This is a genomic window from Nitrospirota bacterium, assembly GCA_037386965.1.
Lineage (GTDB): Bacteria > Nitrospirota > Thermodesulfovibrionia > Thermodesulfovibrionales > JdFR-86 > JARRLN01.
In genome coordinates this window covers 1-14770 of the sequence record JARRLN010000077.1, presented here as the reverse complement: position 1 = coordinate 14770, position 14770 = coordinate 1, and the positions used below count along the sequence as shown (strand labels likewise).

The following is a 14770-nucleotide window of genomic DNA, read 5'->3' as shown; positions in this document are numbered from 1 at the left end:
CCCGGATTTGGTGACCTTTCCACTGTCCTGCCGCACGGAAGAAGGTTTGGCCGAATGGATGGATTGGGTAACGGAAATGACGGAATCACACCGTCGGGGAGCCGCATCAACGGATGCGGCCGCGCCCCAGGAGGATTCGGAGCATGAATCAAAGGCTTCCTGAGGAAACCACTCGGGAGTCGTTCTCGGCGAGAGGCTGTCTCCGATGAGTGAGATTCGAGGCGCACGCATTCACGTCGACGGAGTCGTGCAGGGGGTCGGTTTCCGTCCCTTCGTGCATGGACTGGCGCAGCGCTTGCAGTTGACGGGCTGGGTTCGCAACACGTCCGCCGGCGTGGACATCCTGCTTCACCCACGGGACCCCGAGGCACTCATCCACAGCCTCGCGGAAGCCGCAATCTCCCCCACACAACAGGACAGGGTCGTCCGCTTCAGGCGGGACCTCCCCCGGGCGCCCTCCGCGGAGAGGCCGTCCTTCGACCCCGCCCTCTCCGAGAGACTCGCTCGGGAGGCCGTACGGGTAGAGGGTTCGGTCCCCGCGCTGAGGAAGCCCTTCCTCATAATCCTGAGCGACGATGACGAAGACCCGGCCCGCGAGCTGGTTTCCGGCCTGTCGGGGAGCCTCTCGGGCTACCTGGCCCTACGGGGCCGGGAAGGGATTGATTTTAACCGCCTCGACCCCGGCAAGGAGACGGTGGTGGCTGTCTTCTCCCCGGTCCGGGCCTGGAAAGGAGGCCCCGCGCCCTGGGTGCGGACGTGCCTCGCGGCCCTCGCTGACAGGGCCGGGGTTTTCATCTCCTTCGGGAGCCCCTCCCTCCTGGAGCAGGCCGGTGCGTCGGGATGCCGCATCCATGCCTACTGGCCCTCTCCCGCGGCCCAGCAAGAGGTGGCCCGCCTTCTGCTCACCAGGGGAGACTGATATACTTTGCCTATGCGCGAGGACCCGAAGAAGACCGCTGAGGAGATATTCCGGGCCGCCCTCGAGGCGGCGGACCCCTACCGGGCCGTCGAGGACAAGGCACGGAGAATCCGCGATGCCTATGAGAAGGGAGGCTTCAAGCGTCTCTTCGTGGCCGGCTTCGGGAAAGCCTCGGTGCCCATGGTCAAAGCCATCGAGGATACCCTGGGCGACATCGTGGCCGAGGGGGTGGCCATCACGAAGCACGGGGCACTGAAGGGAGTCTCTCCCGGGCTTCTCCGGGACAGGGTCCGCCTGCGCGAGGCCGGACACCCCGTGCCGGACAAGCACGGCCTCAGGGCTGCCTCGGAGCTTGCCCGCCTCCTCGAAAAGGCCGACGAAGACACTCTGGTCGTCTGCCTCATCTCGGGCGGCGGCTCGGCCCTGCTTACGGCCCCTCAGGAGGGCGTCTCGCTTGAGGAGAAACAGGAGCTGACCAACGCCCTCCTTCGCTCGGGGGCGGATATCAGGGAGCTGAACGCCGTGCGCAAGCACGTCTCCCGCGTAAAAGGAGGAAGACTTGCCCGCATGGCCCATCCTGCCGGGGTCGTCTCGCTCATCGTCTCGGACGTCGTGGGCGACCCGCTGGATGTCATCGCAAGCGGGCCCACCGCGCCGGACGCCTCCACCTACGGGGATGCCCTGGCCGTCTTGGAGAAGTATCGCATATCGGCGCCTCCCGGCGTAAAGGCCTTTCTTGAGAAGGGGAGCCGCGGAGAGGTCCCCGAAACACCCAAGATGGACGACCCCGTCTTTGCGAAGGTGGAAAACATCATCGTCAGCAACAACCGCTCGGCCCTTGAACAGGCCCGGAGGAAAGCCCGGGAGAAAGGGTTTCGAGCCGAGGTCCTCACCGACACCCTCCAGGGCGACGTCTCAGAGACCGCCCGGTGGCTCCTCGAGAAAGCCCAGGAGACAAGGGAGCGCCCGGCCGCCCTCATATCCGGCGGGGAGACCACCGTCGTGGTCAGGGGTCCGGGCAAAGGCGGCCGGAACATGCACATGGCCCTCGGGTTCGCCCTCATGGTGGAAAATGCCGAGGGCATAACCATGCTCTCCGCCGGCACCGACGGCACCGACGGCCCCACCGACGCCGCGGGAGCCGTGGTGGACGGCCGCACGGTGCCGCGGGCCCGGGCAAAGGGCATCGACCCCGAGGCCTGCCTGAGAAAGAACGACTCCTATACATTCTTCCACAAGGCCGGCGGCCTTCTGGTCACCGGTCCCACGGGTACAAACGTCATGGATGTCCAGGTCATCCTGCTTACCTGAGAGTCCTGCGTGCGGAAAAAGATAATCGTTTTTACGGACCTTGACGAAACCCTCCTTACCCGCGGGACCTACTCCTTCGAGCCCGCGCTTCCGGCCCTGAAGGCCCTCAAGGAAAGGGACATGCCGCTGGTCGTCGTCTCAAGCAAGACCAAGGCCGAGATAGAGGTCTACCGGAAGAAGCTCGCCAACGAAGACCCTTTCATCGCGGAAAACGGCGGGGGCATCTATGTCCCCAAGGGATACTTCAAGGGGGGCATCCGGGGCTACGCCCTCTCGGTGAAGGACGGCTACGAGGCCATCACCCTGGGTGCGTCTTATCACGTCCTGAGGCAGGCGCTCCGCCAGCTCAGGGAGGAAGGCTTTCCCATCAGGGGCTTCGGCGACATGGACGCCAAGGAGGTGGCCCGCCTCACCGGCCTCTCGGAAGAAGAAGCACGCCTCACTCTGAAGAGGCACTTCGACGAGCCCTTCCTCTATGAGGGGGAAGATTTCGAGCGGCTCCGCGAGGCCGTCTCGGGCCTGGGGCTGCACATCTCCCAGGGACGTTTCTACCACCTGACGGGAGAAACGGACAAGGGCGCAGCCACCAGGGTGCTCATCGGACTTTACAGGGAGCACGTGGGCGAGGTGCTCTCCATTGCTCTGGGCGACAGCCCCGCCGACGAGCCCATGCTCCGCGAGGCGGACTACCCGGTCCTCCTCGAGCGGGAGGACGGCGGGCACCATCGGGGTGTCTCGGTGCCGGGCCTTATCATGGCGGAGGGCGTGGGACCGGAGGGCTGGAACAGGGCGGTCCTGGACCTCATCGAGAGACTCGGGTAAGCCCCCCGGGGGGCGGGACATCAGGCGTTTCCGCTTTGCTCCTCCGGTTGCCCGAGCCTGTTCAACGCCTCCAGAACGCGGACTATCTTCTCCCGGTATTCGTTCAGCTCCGTCTCGTGCTCCACAACGGCGGAGCGGGCCAGGTGGGCCTGCGTATGCGTGAGGTTGAAATTGAATGTTTCCTCCAGGTCCTGGAGGTCCCCGCGCAGCCTTCTGAGGGTCGTCCTCAGTTCCTCGGCGGAAAGCCCTTCGTACTCGTTCATATGCCGAAACTCCCCTTTACCGGTCTTGGATGGGTAGCCTTTTTTCTAACAGGCCGGGACGGGGAAAGTCAAGGCTCAACACGTGCCCGGGCGGCCCGGTAGACGTCCTGGATGAGTGCCTTGGAGAAAGCCCTCATGGCCTCGCTCATGGCCCCGGCGAGCCCCGCGGGGCTTTTCGCCCGAAGTTCCCGCGTCTCCCGGTAGGTCTTCTGAAACAGCACCCTCTCGGGTATCTCTTTCCGGGAGGTATCCAGGAACGTAACGTTTACCACGAGAACCGCCTTCCTGGCCTCCCCCTCTGGGGCGTCCACCTCCAGAAACTTCTCCACGCCGCCGGTCAGGACAAAACGGGCCTGCTCGGCCTCCGTCCACGAGAAGACCGCCTCCAAGAGGCCCGACCCCTGGAGGTCCCGCGTCAGGTAGTCCGTGACCATGTCGGCCGGAGGCACCATCCAGCGGTGGTAATTATATGCTTTCCGCTCATAGGGGCCGGGCGTGAAGACCATCTGCGGGGTATCCGTCCCGCGGGAGGCCCCGAACCTCTGCACTTTTATCTCCACCGGAATCCGTACTCTCCCCTCAAAAGACGGAGGCGCGTACTCAAGGACATACTCCTTCACCAGGACCGGGGGCTTCCGTGAAGGAAAGCACCCGAGGAGGGGGAGGACGGCCAAAAGGAGGACGGCCAGCCTGCCCATGTATTTCTTTCCCGCCCCAAGCCTTCTCATTGCTCCCTCTGTCGGGCCGGAGGCGGCTGCTCGCCGAATATGAGCGCCGAGGGGTCCTGGCTGAGCTCCATGAGCAGCCTCTCCAGCCTTTGCGAGGCCCGCCTCAGGTTCTCGGCCGTGATGGTCATGTCGGAGGAAATTGCCCCCGTCCTCTGCCGAAGGCCTTCCACCAGGTCCCTGGCCTCCTCGGAGGTCTGCCCGAGCTTCAGGGCCGCCATCTCCTTGCGGGCCTCGGCGATGAGGGTCCGGGCGTCGGACAGCGTCGCATGTGTCTCGTCAAGCACGGCCGCGACCTTGCCTTGCTCCACCGCGTCGCCGATGGCCGTCATGGTCCTGTCCAGTTGGGCGGAGGTGTTCTCCAGGTTGCTCACCATGCGCTTCATCTGCTTGTTGGAGAGAAACTCCTCGACCGCCAGCGCGGTCTCCTTGAACTGCCGGGAGACGCCCACCAAATCTATCTGCCGGAGCTCTGAGAGAATCCTCTCCGCTTCGGCCTTGAGCTTCTCGCGCTCGGACCGGCGGGTGGGAATCATGGGCTGTTCCGTGGGAAAGGTGATTTTGGAGACCTCCAGCTCCTCGCCCCTCTTACGGCGGTCCAGCTCGATGAAGACCAGGCCCGTGATACCCACCGGCGCGAGCTGGGCCACGGTGTCCTTCGTGAGGTCCCCCTGGAGGTTGACGGTCATCACCACCTCGACCAGCCTGTTGTCGGGAGAGATGCGAATGGCGTTGACCCTTCCCACCTCCACCCCCCGGTACTTCACCGGCGAGTCCACCCGCAGGCCCTGAACGGACTCGTCGAAATAGGCCGCGTATTTCCTGCCTTCCTCGAAATACCGGGATGCCCCTATCCAGACGATGGTGCCGGCGCCAATGGCAACGCCAAGGACCACGAAGAGCCCTATCATGAATTTCGAAGTCTTCTCCCTGGGCACTTTGCCTTTCCTTCCCTTGCCTGTTCGCCCCGGCGGTTGAAGAAGCACCACACGCGCGGGTCCGAAGCGCTCTCCTTGAGCTGCCGGGGGTCGCCTTCCGCAATTATACCCCGTTCTTCCTCATCGAGCATCACCACCCTCTCGGCGACGGCCAGAATGGACAGGAGCTCGTGGGTCACGATGACTATGGTGGTGCCCATGGCGTTGATGCTGCGTATCATGTCGTCGATTTCCGCCGACAGGAGGGGGTCGAGCCCGGCCGAGGGCTCATCGAAAAAAAGCACGGCCGGGTCCAGGGCCATCGCCCTGGCCAGCCCCGCCCGCTTCTGCATCCCGCCGGAAAGCTCCGAGGGAAGATGGTTCTCGTAGCGCGCCAGGCCCACCATGGCAAGCTTCATCCTGACCGCTTCCCTGATGGATGCCGGGGACAGGTTCGTATATTCCTCCAGAGGAAGGGCGACGTTCTCTCCCACCGTCATGGAGCCGAAAAGCGCCCCAGACTGAAAGAGCACCCCTATTCCCCTCTTGAGCTCCCTCTGCCTCTCGGATGGAGCGCAGCACAGGGCCTCTCCGTGGATGAGCACGTGCCCCTCGTCGGGCTTGAGAAGGCCCACCATGAGCTTCATGAGCGTCGACTTCCCCGAGCCGCTTGCCCCGAGGATGGCGAATATCTCTCCCTCCGCCACGCTGAAACGCACGTCGCGCAGGACGGCCTCTTCCCCGAAGCCGAAAGAGACGTCCCTTACCTCTATGAGGGGACTCTTCTCGCTCATTTCCTACGGGATATAGGCCAGGCTCTGCTCCCAGCCCGCGTAGTGCAGCACCACCGCGAAGACGGCATCGACCACGATAATGAAGAAGATGGCGGCCACGACCGCCGACGTTGTGGCTGCCCCCACCTCCTCGGCCCCGCCGCGGACCCGGAAGCCCCTGTGGCAGCCCACTGCCGCTATGATGAAGGCGAACACGACCGCTTTAACCAGGCTCGTGGTCATATCAATGACGTATATGCTGCCCCTCGTCTGCTCCAGGTAGGCCGACGCCGTGACGTCAAGGCCTATGACGCCGATGAACAGGCCCCCGAGGATACCGGCCAAATCGGCATAGACGGTCAGCAGAGGAACCGCCGCCATGGTGGCCAGGACCTTGGGAACGGCCAGAAAACGCACGGGCTCGAAACCCATCGTCACCAGAGCGTCCACTTCGTCGTTGACCTGCATGGTGCCTATCTCGGCCGCGTAGGCGGACCCCGAGCGCCCTGCCACCACGATGGCGGTCATGATGGGCCCGAGCTCCCGCACGATGCCGATGGCCACCAGGGAGGCCACGAAGATGTCCGCCCCGAACTCCTGAAGCTGGATGGCCGACAGGAAGGCCACGATAAGGCCCATGAGAAAGCCGATGAGGCCCACTATGGGCACGCCGGTCAGCCCCGCCCTTTTCAGGGAAAAAAGCACATCCCGCCAGCGGAGGGTCCAGGGACGGAGAACGACGGAGAAAATCTCCTTGAGGAGAGCACCCAGAAAAATAAGCCCCTCCGCGAGACCCCTCATGTCCCGTGTGCTCAGGTCCCCCAGCCGCTCGAGAGGGCCGAAGGGGGACTCCATGGGGATAAGCGGCCCCGTCCGGAGCGTTTCGGGGTCGATAAGCTCCAGCACGCCCTTCGCCTCGGGCCTCATGTTCAGGAAATCCACCGGAACCCCGTTCCTCCCGCATCCCTCCTCCAGCCTTATCAAGGCAAGCGCGCCCGTGCTGTCCATATAGTCGAGGCCCGCGAGGTCCACGGAAAGTCTCCGGGGACGCATTTCCCTCAAGCGCTCCTCCAGCTCCGCCGCCACGCTCTCCAGGTTGGCGATATCCAAGCGGCCCGAGAGGAAGAAGGCCACGCTTCCGCCCCTCTCGCCTTCAACCCCTATTTCATAGGTACCGGCGCCGTTGTTCTCTTTCATGAAAAGGCCGCAAAAGGCTGCCCGTCCATCCCCGCCGCGTGAGGAAAGGACGCGTGGCAGCTATCTTTTGAAATCCATGCTCAGGAACTCTTCCTCAGAGATTCCCCACCTGTCCTTCACCTCGGAGGAGTCGAAAGAGATGGCCAGGACGCCCTGTATCTCTCCCGCCTCAAAAAGAGGGGCACACACCACGTACAGCTCCGGCCCCTGCTGCATGTAAAGCATCTGGTGGACGACCCTTCCTTCCTTGAGCGCGCGGGAGACGGCGCGGTACCGGGAAAAGTTCAGGGCCTCCGCCCCCTCGTCCCGGAGGGTGCTGGCCAGGGTGACGCCGTTTGCATTGAGGATGGTCAGGCCGAAGGGCTGACCATCCAACCTGGTCTCCGTTGTCGCAAGGAGGGCCTGCACCTTCCGTTCGTCCCCCGCCGCCACGGGTAAAGTGAAAGATTCGGCCAGGCGGTCCATCTCCCCAAGCACCTCCTTCTTGAACCGGGCCGCTCCATCGCCGAGCGGCTTTTCTTCCCGGCACCCGAGAGTGATGAGCTGAAGCACGGCCACAAGCAGCAGGGCACAGAGCGCTTTCCACAAAGCACAACGTCCCCGGGCCCCGCGCGTGGAAACCATCAGGAGGTCTCTCTTTTCGCCGGCTGAGATATCTTAAAAAAGCGACTCGGGAGTGCGTATCCCCATGTGCTCGTAAGCTCCCCTGGTGGCGCACCTTCCGCGGGGCGTCCGCTCGAGAAGGCCCAGTTGAAGGAGATAGGGCTCGTAGACGTCCTCGATGGTATCCTTTTCCTCGTGCAGGGCCGCCGAAAGGGTCTCCAGGCCCACCGGACCGCCCTCGAATTTCTCGATGATGGTCCCCAGGAGCATCCTGTCCATGAAATCCAGTCCCTTCTCATCCACCTCCAGGGCGTCCAGCGACTGTCGGGCTATCGGAAGCCCGACGGTTCCGTCGCCCTTGACCTCCGCGAAGTCCCGCACTCTCCTCAGGAGCCGGTTGGCGATTCTCGGCGTCCCCCGGGAGCGGCGGGCAATCTCCAGAGCGGCCTCCTCCTGCACCTGTGTGCCCAGGAGGCGGGCCGAGCGGAGCACTATCCGCCTCAGGTCCTCCGGTCCGTAAAACTCCAGCCTGTGCAGCACCCCGAACCGCGCCCTCAGGGGCGAGGTCAAAAGCCCCGTCCGGGTCGTCGCGCCGATGAGCGTGAACCTCGGGAGGTTCAGCTTCAGCGTCCGGGCGTTGGGGCCCTGCCCGATGATGATGTCCAGCTGGAAATCCTCCATGGCCGGGTACAGCACCTCTTCGACCACCCGGGCCATACGGTGGACCTCGTCTATGAACAGGATATCATGGTCCGAGAGGTTCGTCAGTATGGCGGCCAGGTCGCCCGCCCTCTCCAGGACGGGCCCCGAGGTCGCCTTGATGCCGACGTTCATTTCCGAGGCTATGATATGGGCCAGGGTGGTCTTTCCCAGGCCCGGCGGGCCGTGGAAAAGCACGTGGTCCAGAGGCTCGTCCCGCTTCCGGGCGGCCTCGATGAAGATGGAGAGGTTGCTCACCAGTTTCTCTTGTCCCACGAACTCCGCAAGGGTCCGGGGACGGAGACTCGATTCGTACGGGGAGTCGTCCTCCCTTATGTCGGGATTGGTCGCCCTGTCGTCAACCCTTTTCATCGCGTCCCGCCGAGAGATATTTTAGCGCTTCCCGGAGCATCGTCTCTATGTCCTCGTGACCGGCGGCCCGGGCCCGCTCCACCGCCTTCTGGGCGTCGGTCTTCCTGTAGCCCAGGTTCACCAGGGCGCTGACGGCGTCCCCGGCGTCCCTGTCCTCCCTCGGTCCCCCCAGGGTGGGGAGCTTCCCCCTGAGCTCCAGGATAATCCGGTGAGAGCTTTTCTTCCCCAGGCCGGGCACCCGGCTCAGGCGCTCCACGTCCTCGGCCTCCACCGCGCGGAGAAACTCCTCGTGAGGGATGCTCGAGACGATATTCAGGGCAAGCCTCGGCCCGATGCCCGAGATACCGAGCAGCGTCATGAAGACCCTTTTCTGCCCCTCGTCGGCAAACCCGTAAAGCTGAAGCGCGTCTTCGCGCACATGGGTATGGATGTGGAGAAAAACGGCCGTTCCCTCGGGGGGAAGCTCCGAGAGGGTGCTCAGGGGAACAATCACCTGGTAGCCCACCCCTCCGGCCTCCACGATAACGTGCGCCGGGCTCTTGGCCGCGAGGGCCCCTCTCAGGGTGCCGATCACCGGCCCCCCACCGCCGTGAGCCAGGCCCTGTTCCGGTGGCAGACGGCCAGGGCCAGGGCGTCCGCGCCGTCGGTGGAAAGAGCCACGTCGATGCCCAGCACCCTTTTGACCATCTCCTCCACCTGCCTTTTTTCCGCCCTCCCGTACCCCGTAACCGCCTTCTTCACCTCCAGGGCGGAGTACTCGTGGACCGCAAGGCCGCCGGCGGCCGCCGCCAGAAGGGCTATTCCCCGGGCGTGGCCCAGGCTCAGAGCGCTCCGTGCGCTTTTGGCAAAGAAGACCTTCTCCACCACGGCCTCCTCCGGGCCGAACTCCCGGATGACCTCGTCCAGCCCCTCGTGCAGCTCCTTGAGCCTGACGTGAAGGGGACTGCCCGCCCCGGGGACGACCCTGCCCGAGCAGACGTACCGGCCGTCGGCGTCTATGATTCCATATCCGCAGGAGCGGCTTCCCGGATCGATGCCCAGGATGCGGGTGCTATTTCTTTCGGGGAGCCTCAAAGAGGATCTCCTCGACCATCTGGCACAGGACGTGTCCGAGGGGCCATCGCCGAGGCGGCGAGGCTCATAGCGGATACGTTCAACAAAGGCGGAAAGCTCTTTCTCTTCAGAACGTTGGGCGAGCCTCCGCTCGTGCTGAGGGCGATGACCACGTCCCCTTCACTCGACAGGGCCTTGAGCTGGCGGGCGAAAACCTCCGAATAATCGTAGTCGTTGGCCACACAGGTGATGGTGGCCATGTCGGTGTTGAGGGAGATGGCCGGCAGGCCCGGCCTTTCCTTCTTGAACCTGCCCACGAACTCGGCCGTTATGTGCGAAGCGTCCGTGGAGCTGCCTCCGTTGCCGAAGAGAAAGAGCTTTCCGCCTTTGTTGAACGTATCCGCTATGAGCCTCGCCGCCTCGGCGATGGCCTCGAGGTTCTCCTGCACGAACCGCTCCTTGACCTTGACGCTGTCCTGAAAGGCTTTGAGAATTTTCTCTCTCATCGATGTTCCGGTCCCGCCCCCGCCCCGAAGTTTCGCTATTATGAGATATCCCCGAGAACAAAGTAAAGGCGACGGCCGGGGGCGGACAGCCCTCGCCGCGGCGGAAAACCGCTCATTCTCGAGGCGGCGGGCTCCTTCGAAGAAACGGTCGTGGCGCGTCGCCTCCGCCGGCGTGGACGGACCCCGAAAGAACTCCGCACAGCCTTTGTTTTCGCCTTTCGGCGGAATTTTTGTCTTGACAAACCCTCCTGTTTCGTTTAGTTTATGTCAGGCCCGACAGGCCCTTCGTTTTAATTTATTCAGCCAAGGGGGATTTCCATGACAAAAGCCGAGTTGGTCGAGAAAATTGCGCAGGAGGCGGACCTCAACAAAGCCGAGGCTGGCAGGAGCCTTGATGCCGCTCTCGATGCCATAACCAAGGCCCTGAAGAAAAACCAGAAGGTCACTCTGGTGGGCTTTGGGACCTTCTCGGTCACAAAGAGGAAGGCGCGCAAGGGCAGAAATCCCCAGACGGGGAATGAGATAAAGATACCGGCACAGAAGGCCCCCAAGTTCACGCCGGGCAAGAGCTTGAAGGACGCCATCAGATAAACGCCTCGGCCTCCGCCGCTTCGGGTACCCGGAGGTCCATGCGGGCGGCGTTTCAGAGGGGCGCCGAAGAACCAGGGCAGCCGAGGACCTTTCGTCAACCGCATGAACGGCGTTTTCAGGTGGGGGTGTCGCGGAGCCGGGAGACCGCCGAGAACCTTTCGCCAACCGCGCCGGCGGCGTCTTCAGGCAGGCGCCGAGGAGCCCAGGGGCGGGAGAGCGTTCCGCCGGAGTAACAAAACCATGCCGGTATACTCTTTCACATCATGACGCGGGAGCCCGTGGGTTCCCGCTATTTTTTCCGCCAGGAGGTCCGCCATGCTCGCAGAGCTCTCCATCGTGCCCATGGGCTCCGGAAGCAGCGCCGGCAAGGAAATCTCAGACGTCCTCGACATTATCGACAGGAGCGGGCTGCCGTACAAACTGACGCCCATGGGGACCATCATCGAGGGGGACTGGGACGCGGTGATGGCCCTCGTGAAGAAGTGCCACCAGGCCGTCATGTCCCGCCAGGACAGGGCCATCACGACCATCCACATCGACGACCGGAAGGGCCACACGGACATGATTGCCACGAAGGTTGCCTCGATAGAGAAAAGACTGGGCCGGGCGGTCAGAAAGTAGCTCTCAGGGGAGCCTGATTTCGACCAGCTCGTCCTTCTCGTATCCCGCCTTCCGAAGCGGTATGGTGAGGGTGCCGTCGGCTCTGACCAGCATGCTGATGAGGCCGGACTTTCCCAGAAGCGGCGTGGCCCAGAGCTCTCCCCCCACGTCCTGGAGGGCCACGGGCACATTCTCCTGCCTGCCGGGGGAGGAGTGCACACCCTTGGCCAGCCTCGCCCTCACCACGCTGCTCAGGGCCTCGAAGGGACGGGGCTTCCGCCCCGCGAGGCGTCTGAGCACGGGCCTTACAAACTGCTCGAAGCAGACGGAGACCGCCCGGGGATGCCCGGGGAGGCCGAAGACGGGCCTGCCGGCTATGAGCCCCGCCAGAAGAGGCTTCCCGGGCTTCATGGCCACCGAGTGAAAGATGACCTCTCCCAGCTCCGCCACCACCCGCTCCGTCAGGTCCCGGGCGCCCACCGAGCTGCCGCCCGATATGAGGACCATGTGGCTCCGCTCCGCGGCTCGCTGCACCGTCTCGCGCACAAGCCCTTCCTCGTCCCGCACTATGCCCAGCCTCAAGGGCTCCCCGCCCTCGCCCAGGACCATTCCCGCAAGATTGTATGAATTCGAGTCCCGGACGAGCCCCGGCCCGAGCTTCTTTTCAGGCGGCACAATTTCGTCGCCGGTGGAGACGATGGCGACCCGGGGACGAGCATAAACGCCCACCCCCGTCACCCCGAGGCTTGCCAGAACCGAGACGTCCTGCGGCCTGAGCACCCGGCCCTTCTCGAGGACCGTTTCCCCCCGCCCGACATCCTCTCCCCGCCTGATGACGTTTTCCCCGGGGGCCAGGGCCCTCTGTGCCTCCAGCATGTCGGCCCCCAGGGCTTCGGCGTGCTCGTGCATGAGCACTGCGTCGGCCCCACCGGGGAGCATCCCTCCCGTTGCCACCCCGGCGGCCTCCCCGTCGCCAAGGGAGAAGGAAGGCTCCTCGCCCATGAGGATGTCTCCGACGACCTTGAGGTAGGCCGGAGCGCCCTCACCGGCGCCGAACGTGTCGGCGGCCCGCACGGCGTACCCGTCCATGCTCGACCGGTCGAAACCCGGGACATCCTCGGAGGAGACCACGTCGGCACTCAAAACGCGGCCGTAAGACTCGTGCAGGGGAACTGTTTCGTCCGAAGGGAGGGTATCCGGCAGGGCCTTCAGGAGGCGCCCCAGGGCCTCCGCCACGCCCAGGGCCCGGCCTCTGCCCAGCATGTCGCGCATGGCCGCCTCAGCTCAGGAAAGCCTTCAGAACTTTCCCGCCCCGAATCTTCCCGATGGGGTCTTTCTTCAGGACCTCGGAATCCTCGCCCTTGGACAGAACGTCCACAATCCTGTCCAGGGACTCCGCGTGCAGCCCCTTGAGGGTCTCGAGCCTCCGGGAGCGGATGGTCTCCAGCGCGGCCAGGTTTCCGAAACCATCCTTGTTCAAGCCGGAAAGGAACACCAGCCCCTTGAATATCCTCTTGTTCGTATTGAAGGAGAAGATAAAGCTCTCCAGGGAGCGCTCCAGAAACGCGTCTCCCCGCAGCTGGACCTTCCTGTCGATGGCCACGGCCCGCGACCAGTAACCGCTTGCCACGAGCCGGTCGGCCGAAAGCTCCAGGAAGGTGTGCCTGAGGTTCCGGGCTCCCCGGGTCAGCCTGCCGTGGGCGACGGTGTCGGCCGCAAGGTGGCTCATGTACCCCAGAGAGAAAGCTCGCTCGGCCTCGGTGTCCGCCGCCTCCATGATGCCCGCGGCCACCTCCCAGCTGTGCGGATGCTTGTGGTAAGGCAGATACTGCTTGGCCAGAATCATGTCGGCCATCATATTGCCGTAAAGGTAGTCCTGCCGGAACTTGTTGATGAGCCCGTAGACGGCTCCCGGAAGAAGCGAGCTCAGGTAGAATATCTCACTGCCCAGATAGACATGGGTCAGAGGGCCCCAGGCAAAGGCCGACGACGGGATGAGAACAAAGGGGATGAGGAAGAGAAGTTTCCGAAGGATTCCTCTACGGCGCGCTCCCGCTCTGGCGTTCAATTCAACAGGCCTCCTCGTGCCTCCCGCACTCTTGCTTTTCAGGCATTTGTGTCGGAAAGGATGCGGATAACAATATAAGTATAGCATACCTCTTAGAAATTATCATCGCCGGCATCTGCGCTCCTTGCCTTCCCGGGACCGGCTACTCTGCTATAATCTGCAATAAAAGAACCCCCGGGAAAGTGATTCAGAGCACAGTATGATTTCCCCGAACACAAACGAGCCCCCGGGCACCTGGAGACGGGCGATATCGGACGCCGGGGAGGCCCGCAACTTCATCTACGCGGCCATTGCCGTCTTTCTTGTGGGCGCCATCCTGGGAGGGGCCTATTCCGAGCGGTTCTCCTCCATGCTTCAGTCCTTCAAGGAATTGGCCAAAGGCTTTTCCGGGCAAAGCATCCCGGTTCTCATCCTGCTCATCTTCCTTCGCAACAGCTTCGCCGCGTTCCTGTCCGTCTGGCTGGGGATTCTCCTGGGACTGGTCCCGCTTCTCGGGGCGCTCTCAAACGGCATCCTGGTGGGACTCGTCATAAAGACGGGAGCCGGGGAGGGGTCCAGTGTCCTCGGGGTCATCGCCTTGCTCCTGCCCCACGGTATTTTCGAGTTTCCGGCCATCTTCCTGGCCTGGGGCATCGGGCTGTGGCGGGGGGCCTGGCCCTTCCGTCACAACAAGGAAGAAACCTACAGGGAGCGGGCCCACAAGGCCTACCGCGTGTTCCTCGTCCTGGTCCTCCCTCTCCTGCTCGTCGCCGCCGTCATCGAGGGCCTGCTCATCGGGCTCACCCCGCATCCATGAGCTCCCGCCCCTGTTTACAAAAGCCCGGGGGACACCTTAATATGAAAGTACTTACCACTCCCTTGGGAAGCACATGGCTGAAAGGAGAAGATGTGAGGACGGCGCCGACCTTCCCCCTGCCGAGGAACGGAACGAGGGGCGCCCCTCTGCGCCCATGAGCGAATCCGGCCGGCAGGACAGCGGTCAGCAGGCTGACCGCCGTCCCCACGGGATGGCGGACGAGGCGGAGCGCCCGCGCCCGGAAGGGACGCCGGAGCTCCAACGCGGCGAGGGCTCGCGGGCCGAGGGCCATGGCCGTGAATCTCTCGACAGATACAGGCTTTTCTGGGAACGGGCGCCCCTGGGGTGCCTGGTCCTCGACGGGCAGGGCGTCATCCTGGAGGTCAACGCCGCCGGAGAAGCACAGCTGGGCATCACGGGGGAGACGGGACGCCGCATCGAGGATTTCATCCACCCCGAGGACCGGGAGCTTGCCGCCCGGCACCTGACGGATGTGTGGCAGAAAGGGGGCAGGCAAAACGCCGAGCTCCGCCTGGTGCGGGCGGACGGTTCCGA

18 protein-coding genes and 1 pseudogene are annotated in these 14770 nt (G+C 63.9%); 7 read left to right on the top strand and 12 right to left on the bottom strand.

Features of this window, described 5'->3' with window-relative positions; genetic code table 11:
* The first annotated feature begins 205 nt into the window (after positions 1-205).
* From P8Y39_10680 to P8Y39_10670, 3 genes and pseudogenes are all read left to right on the top strand, one after another.
* Positions 206-349, top strand: a pseudogene (locus P8Y39_10680) (acylphosphatase).
* A 582-nt stretch (positions 350-931) separates the two neighbouring features.
* On the top strand, positions 932-2230 hold the full coding sequence (locus P8Y39_10675) for a glycerate kinase (protein MEJ2192790.1): 1299 nt from the start codon (positions 932-934) through the stop codon (positions 2228-2230).
* A 9-nt stretch (positions 2231-2239) separates the two neighbouring features.
* The gene (locus P8Y39_10670) at positions 2240-3052 is read left to right on the top strand and encodes an HAD-IIB family hydrolase (protein ID MEJ2192789.1); all 813 of its coding nucleotides are present in this window, start codon (positions 2240-2242) and stop codon (positions 3050-3052) included.
* Between the two features lie 20 nt (positions 3053-3072).
* Here the strand turns inward: P8Y39_10670 and P8Y39_10665 are convergent, their stop codons facing one another.
* From P8Y39_10665 to P8Y39_10620, 10 genes are all read right to left on the bottom strand, one after another.
* Positions 3073-3315 (bottom strand): hypothetical protein, encoded by a 243-nt coding sequence (locus tag P8Y39_10665; protein ID MEJ2192788.1) that lies wholly within the window; start codon positions 3313-3315, stop codon positions 3073-3075.
* Positions 3316-3383: 68 nt separating this feature from the next.
* Positions 3384-4043, bottom strand: coding sequence for an ABC-type transport auxiliary lipoprotein family protein (locus tag P8Y39_10660; GenBank protein ID MEJ2192787.1), 660 nt, complete (start codon positions 4041-4043; stop codon positions 3384-3386).
* On the bottom strand, positions 4040-4951 hold the full coding sequence (locus P8Y39_10655) for an MlaD family protein (GenBank protein ID MEJ2192786.1): 912 nt from the start codon (positions 4949-4951) through the stop codon (positions 4040-4042). The genes P8Y39_10660 and P8Y39_10655 overlap by 4 nt, the downstream gene beginning before the upstream one ends.
* Positions 4948-5751 (bottom strand): ATP-binding cassette domain-containing protein, encoded by an 804-nt coding sequence (locus P8Y39_10650; protein ID MEJ2192785.1) that lies wholly within the window; start codon positions 5749-5751, stop codon positions 4948-4950. Before P8Y39_10650 ends, P8Y39_10655 begins: the two co-directional genes overlap by 4 nt.
* Before the next feature lie 3 nt (positions 5752-5754).
* A complete protein-coding gene (locus tag P8Y39_10645) occupies positions 5755-6927 on the bottom strand; it encodes an MlaE family lipid ABC transporter permease subunit (GenBank protein MEJ2192784.1) in 1173 nt (390 codons plus the stop codon).
* Between the two features lie 60 nt (positions 6928-6987).
* Positions 6988-7551: a hypothetical protein gene (locus tag P8Y39_10640; protein MEJ2192783.1), complete on the bottom strand. Its 564-nt coding sequence runs from the start codon at positions 7549-7551 to the stop codon at positions 6988-6990.
* A gap of 33 nt (positions 7552-7584) precedes the next feature.
* Positions 7585-8601 carry a Holliday junction branch migration DNA helicase RuvB gene (gene ruvB, locus P8Y39_10635; GenBank protein ID MEJ2192782.1) on the bottom strand — a complete coding sequence of 339 codons (1017 nt, stop codon included), beginning with the start codon at positions 8599-8601 and terminating at the stop codon, positions 7585-7587.
* Positions 8588-9175 (bottom strand): Holliday junction branch migration protein RuvA, encoded by a 588-nt coding sequence (gene ruvA / locus P8Y39_10630; GenBank protein ID MEJ2192781.1) that lies wholly within the window; start codon positions 9173-9175, stop codon positions 8588-8590. Before ruvA ends, ruvB begins: the two co-directional genes overlap by 14 nt.
* The gene (gene ruvC / locus P8Y39_10625; protein ID MEJ2192780.1) at positions 9172-9675 is read right to left on the bottom strand and encodes a crossover junction endodeoxyribonuclease RuvC; all 504 of its coding nucleotides are present in this window, start codon (positions 9673-9675) and stop codon (positions 9172-9174) included. The genes ruvA and ruvC overlap by 4 nt, the downstream gene beginning before the upstream one ends.
* On the bottom strand, positions 9672-10160 hold the full coding sequence (locus tag P8Y39_10620) for an SIS domain-containing protein (GenBank protein ID MEJ2192779.1): 489 nt from the start codon (positions 10158-10160) through the stop codon (positions 9672-9674). The genes ruvC and P8Y39_10620 overlap by 4 nt, the downstream gene beginning before the upstream one ends.
* A 318-nt stretch (positions 10161-10478) precedes the next feature.
* Here P8Y39_10620 and P8Y39_10615 point away from each other — a divergent pair, with 318 nt between their 5' ends.
* Positions 10479-10751, top strand: coding sequence for an HU family DNA-binding protein (locus tag P8Y39_10615; GenBank protein MEJ2192778.1), 273 nt, complete (start codon positions 10479-10481; stop codon positions 10749-10751).
* 315 nt (positions 10752-11066) lie between these two features.
* Entirely contained in the window at positions 11067-11372 is a 306-nt protein-coding gene (locus P8Y39_10610; protein MEJ2192777.1) for an MTH1187 family thiamine-binding protein, read from the top strand.
* Positions 11373-11375: 3 nt separating this feature from the next.
* On the opposite strand, the gene P8Y39_10605 is transcribed toward P8Y39_10610, so the two are convergent.
* Together P8Y39_10605 and P8Y39_10600 are read right to left on the bottom strand one after the other, a co-directional pair.
* Positions 11376-12623, bottom strand: coding sequence for a molybdopterin-binding protein (locus P8Y39_10605; protein ID MEJ2192776.1), 1248 nt, complete (start codon positions 12621-12623; stop codon positions 11376-11378).
* Positions 12624-12630: 7 nt separating this feature from the next.
* Positions 12631-13419 carry a zinc dependent phospholipase C family protein gene (locus P8Y39_10600; protein ID MEJ2192775.1) on the bottom strand — a complete coding sequence of 263 codons (789 nt, stop codon included), beginning with the start codon at positions 13417-13419 and terminating at the stop codon, positions 12631-12633.
* A 199-nt stretch (positions 13420-13618) separates the two neighbouring features.
* Here P8Y39_10600 and P8Y39_10595 point away from each other — a divergent pair, with 199 nt between their 5' ends.
* Both P8Y39_10595 and P8Y39_10590 read left to right on the top strand, forming a co-directional pair.
* Positions 13619-14215 carry a stage II sporulation protein M gene (locus P8Y39_10595; GenBank protein MEJ2192774.1) on the top strand — a complete coding sequence of 199 codons (597 nt, stop codon included), beginning with the start codon at positions 13619-13621 and terminating at the stop codon, positions 14213-14215.
* Positions 14216-14369: 154 nt separating this feature from the next.
* Positions 14370-14770 (top strand): PAS domain S-box protein (locus tag P8Y39_10590; protein ID MEJ2192773.1); only part of this gene is annotated, 401 nt, incomplete at its 3' end.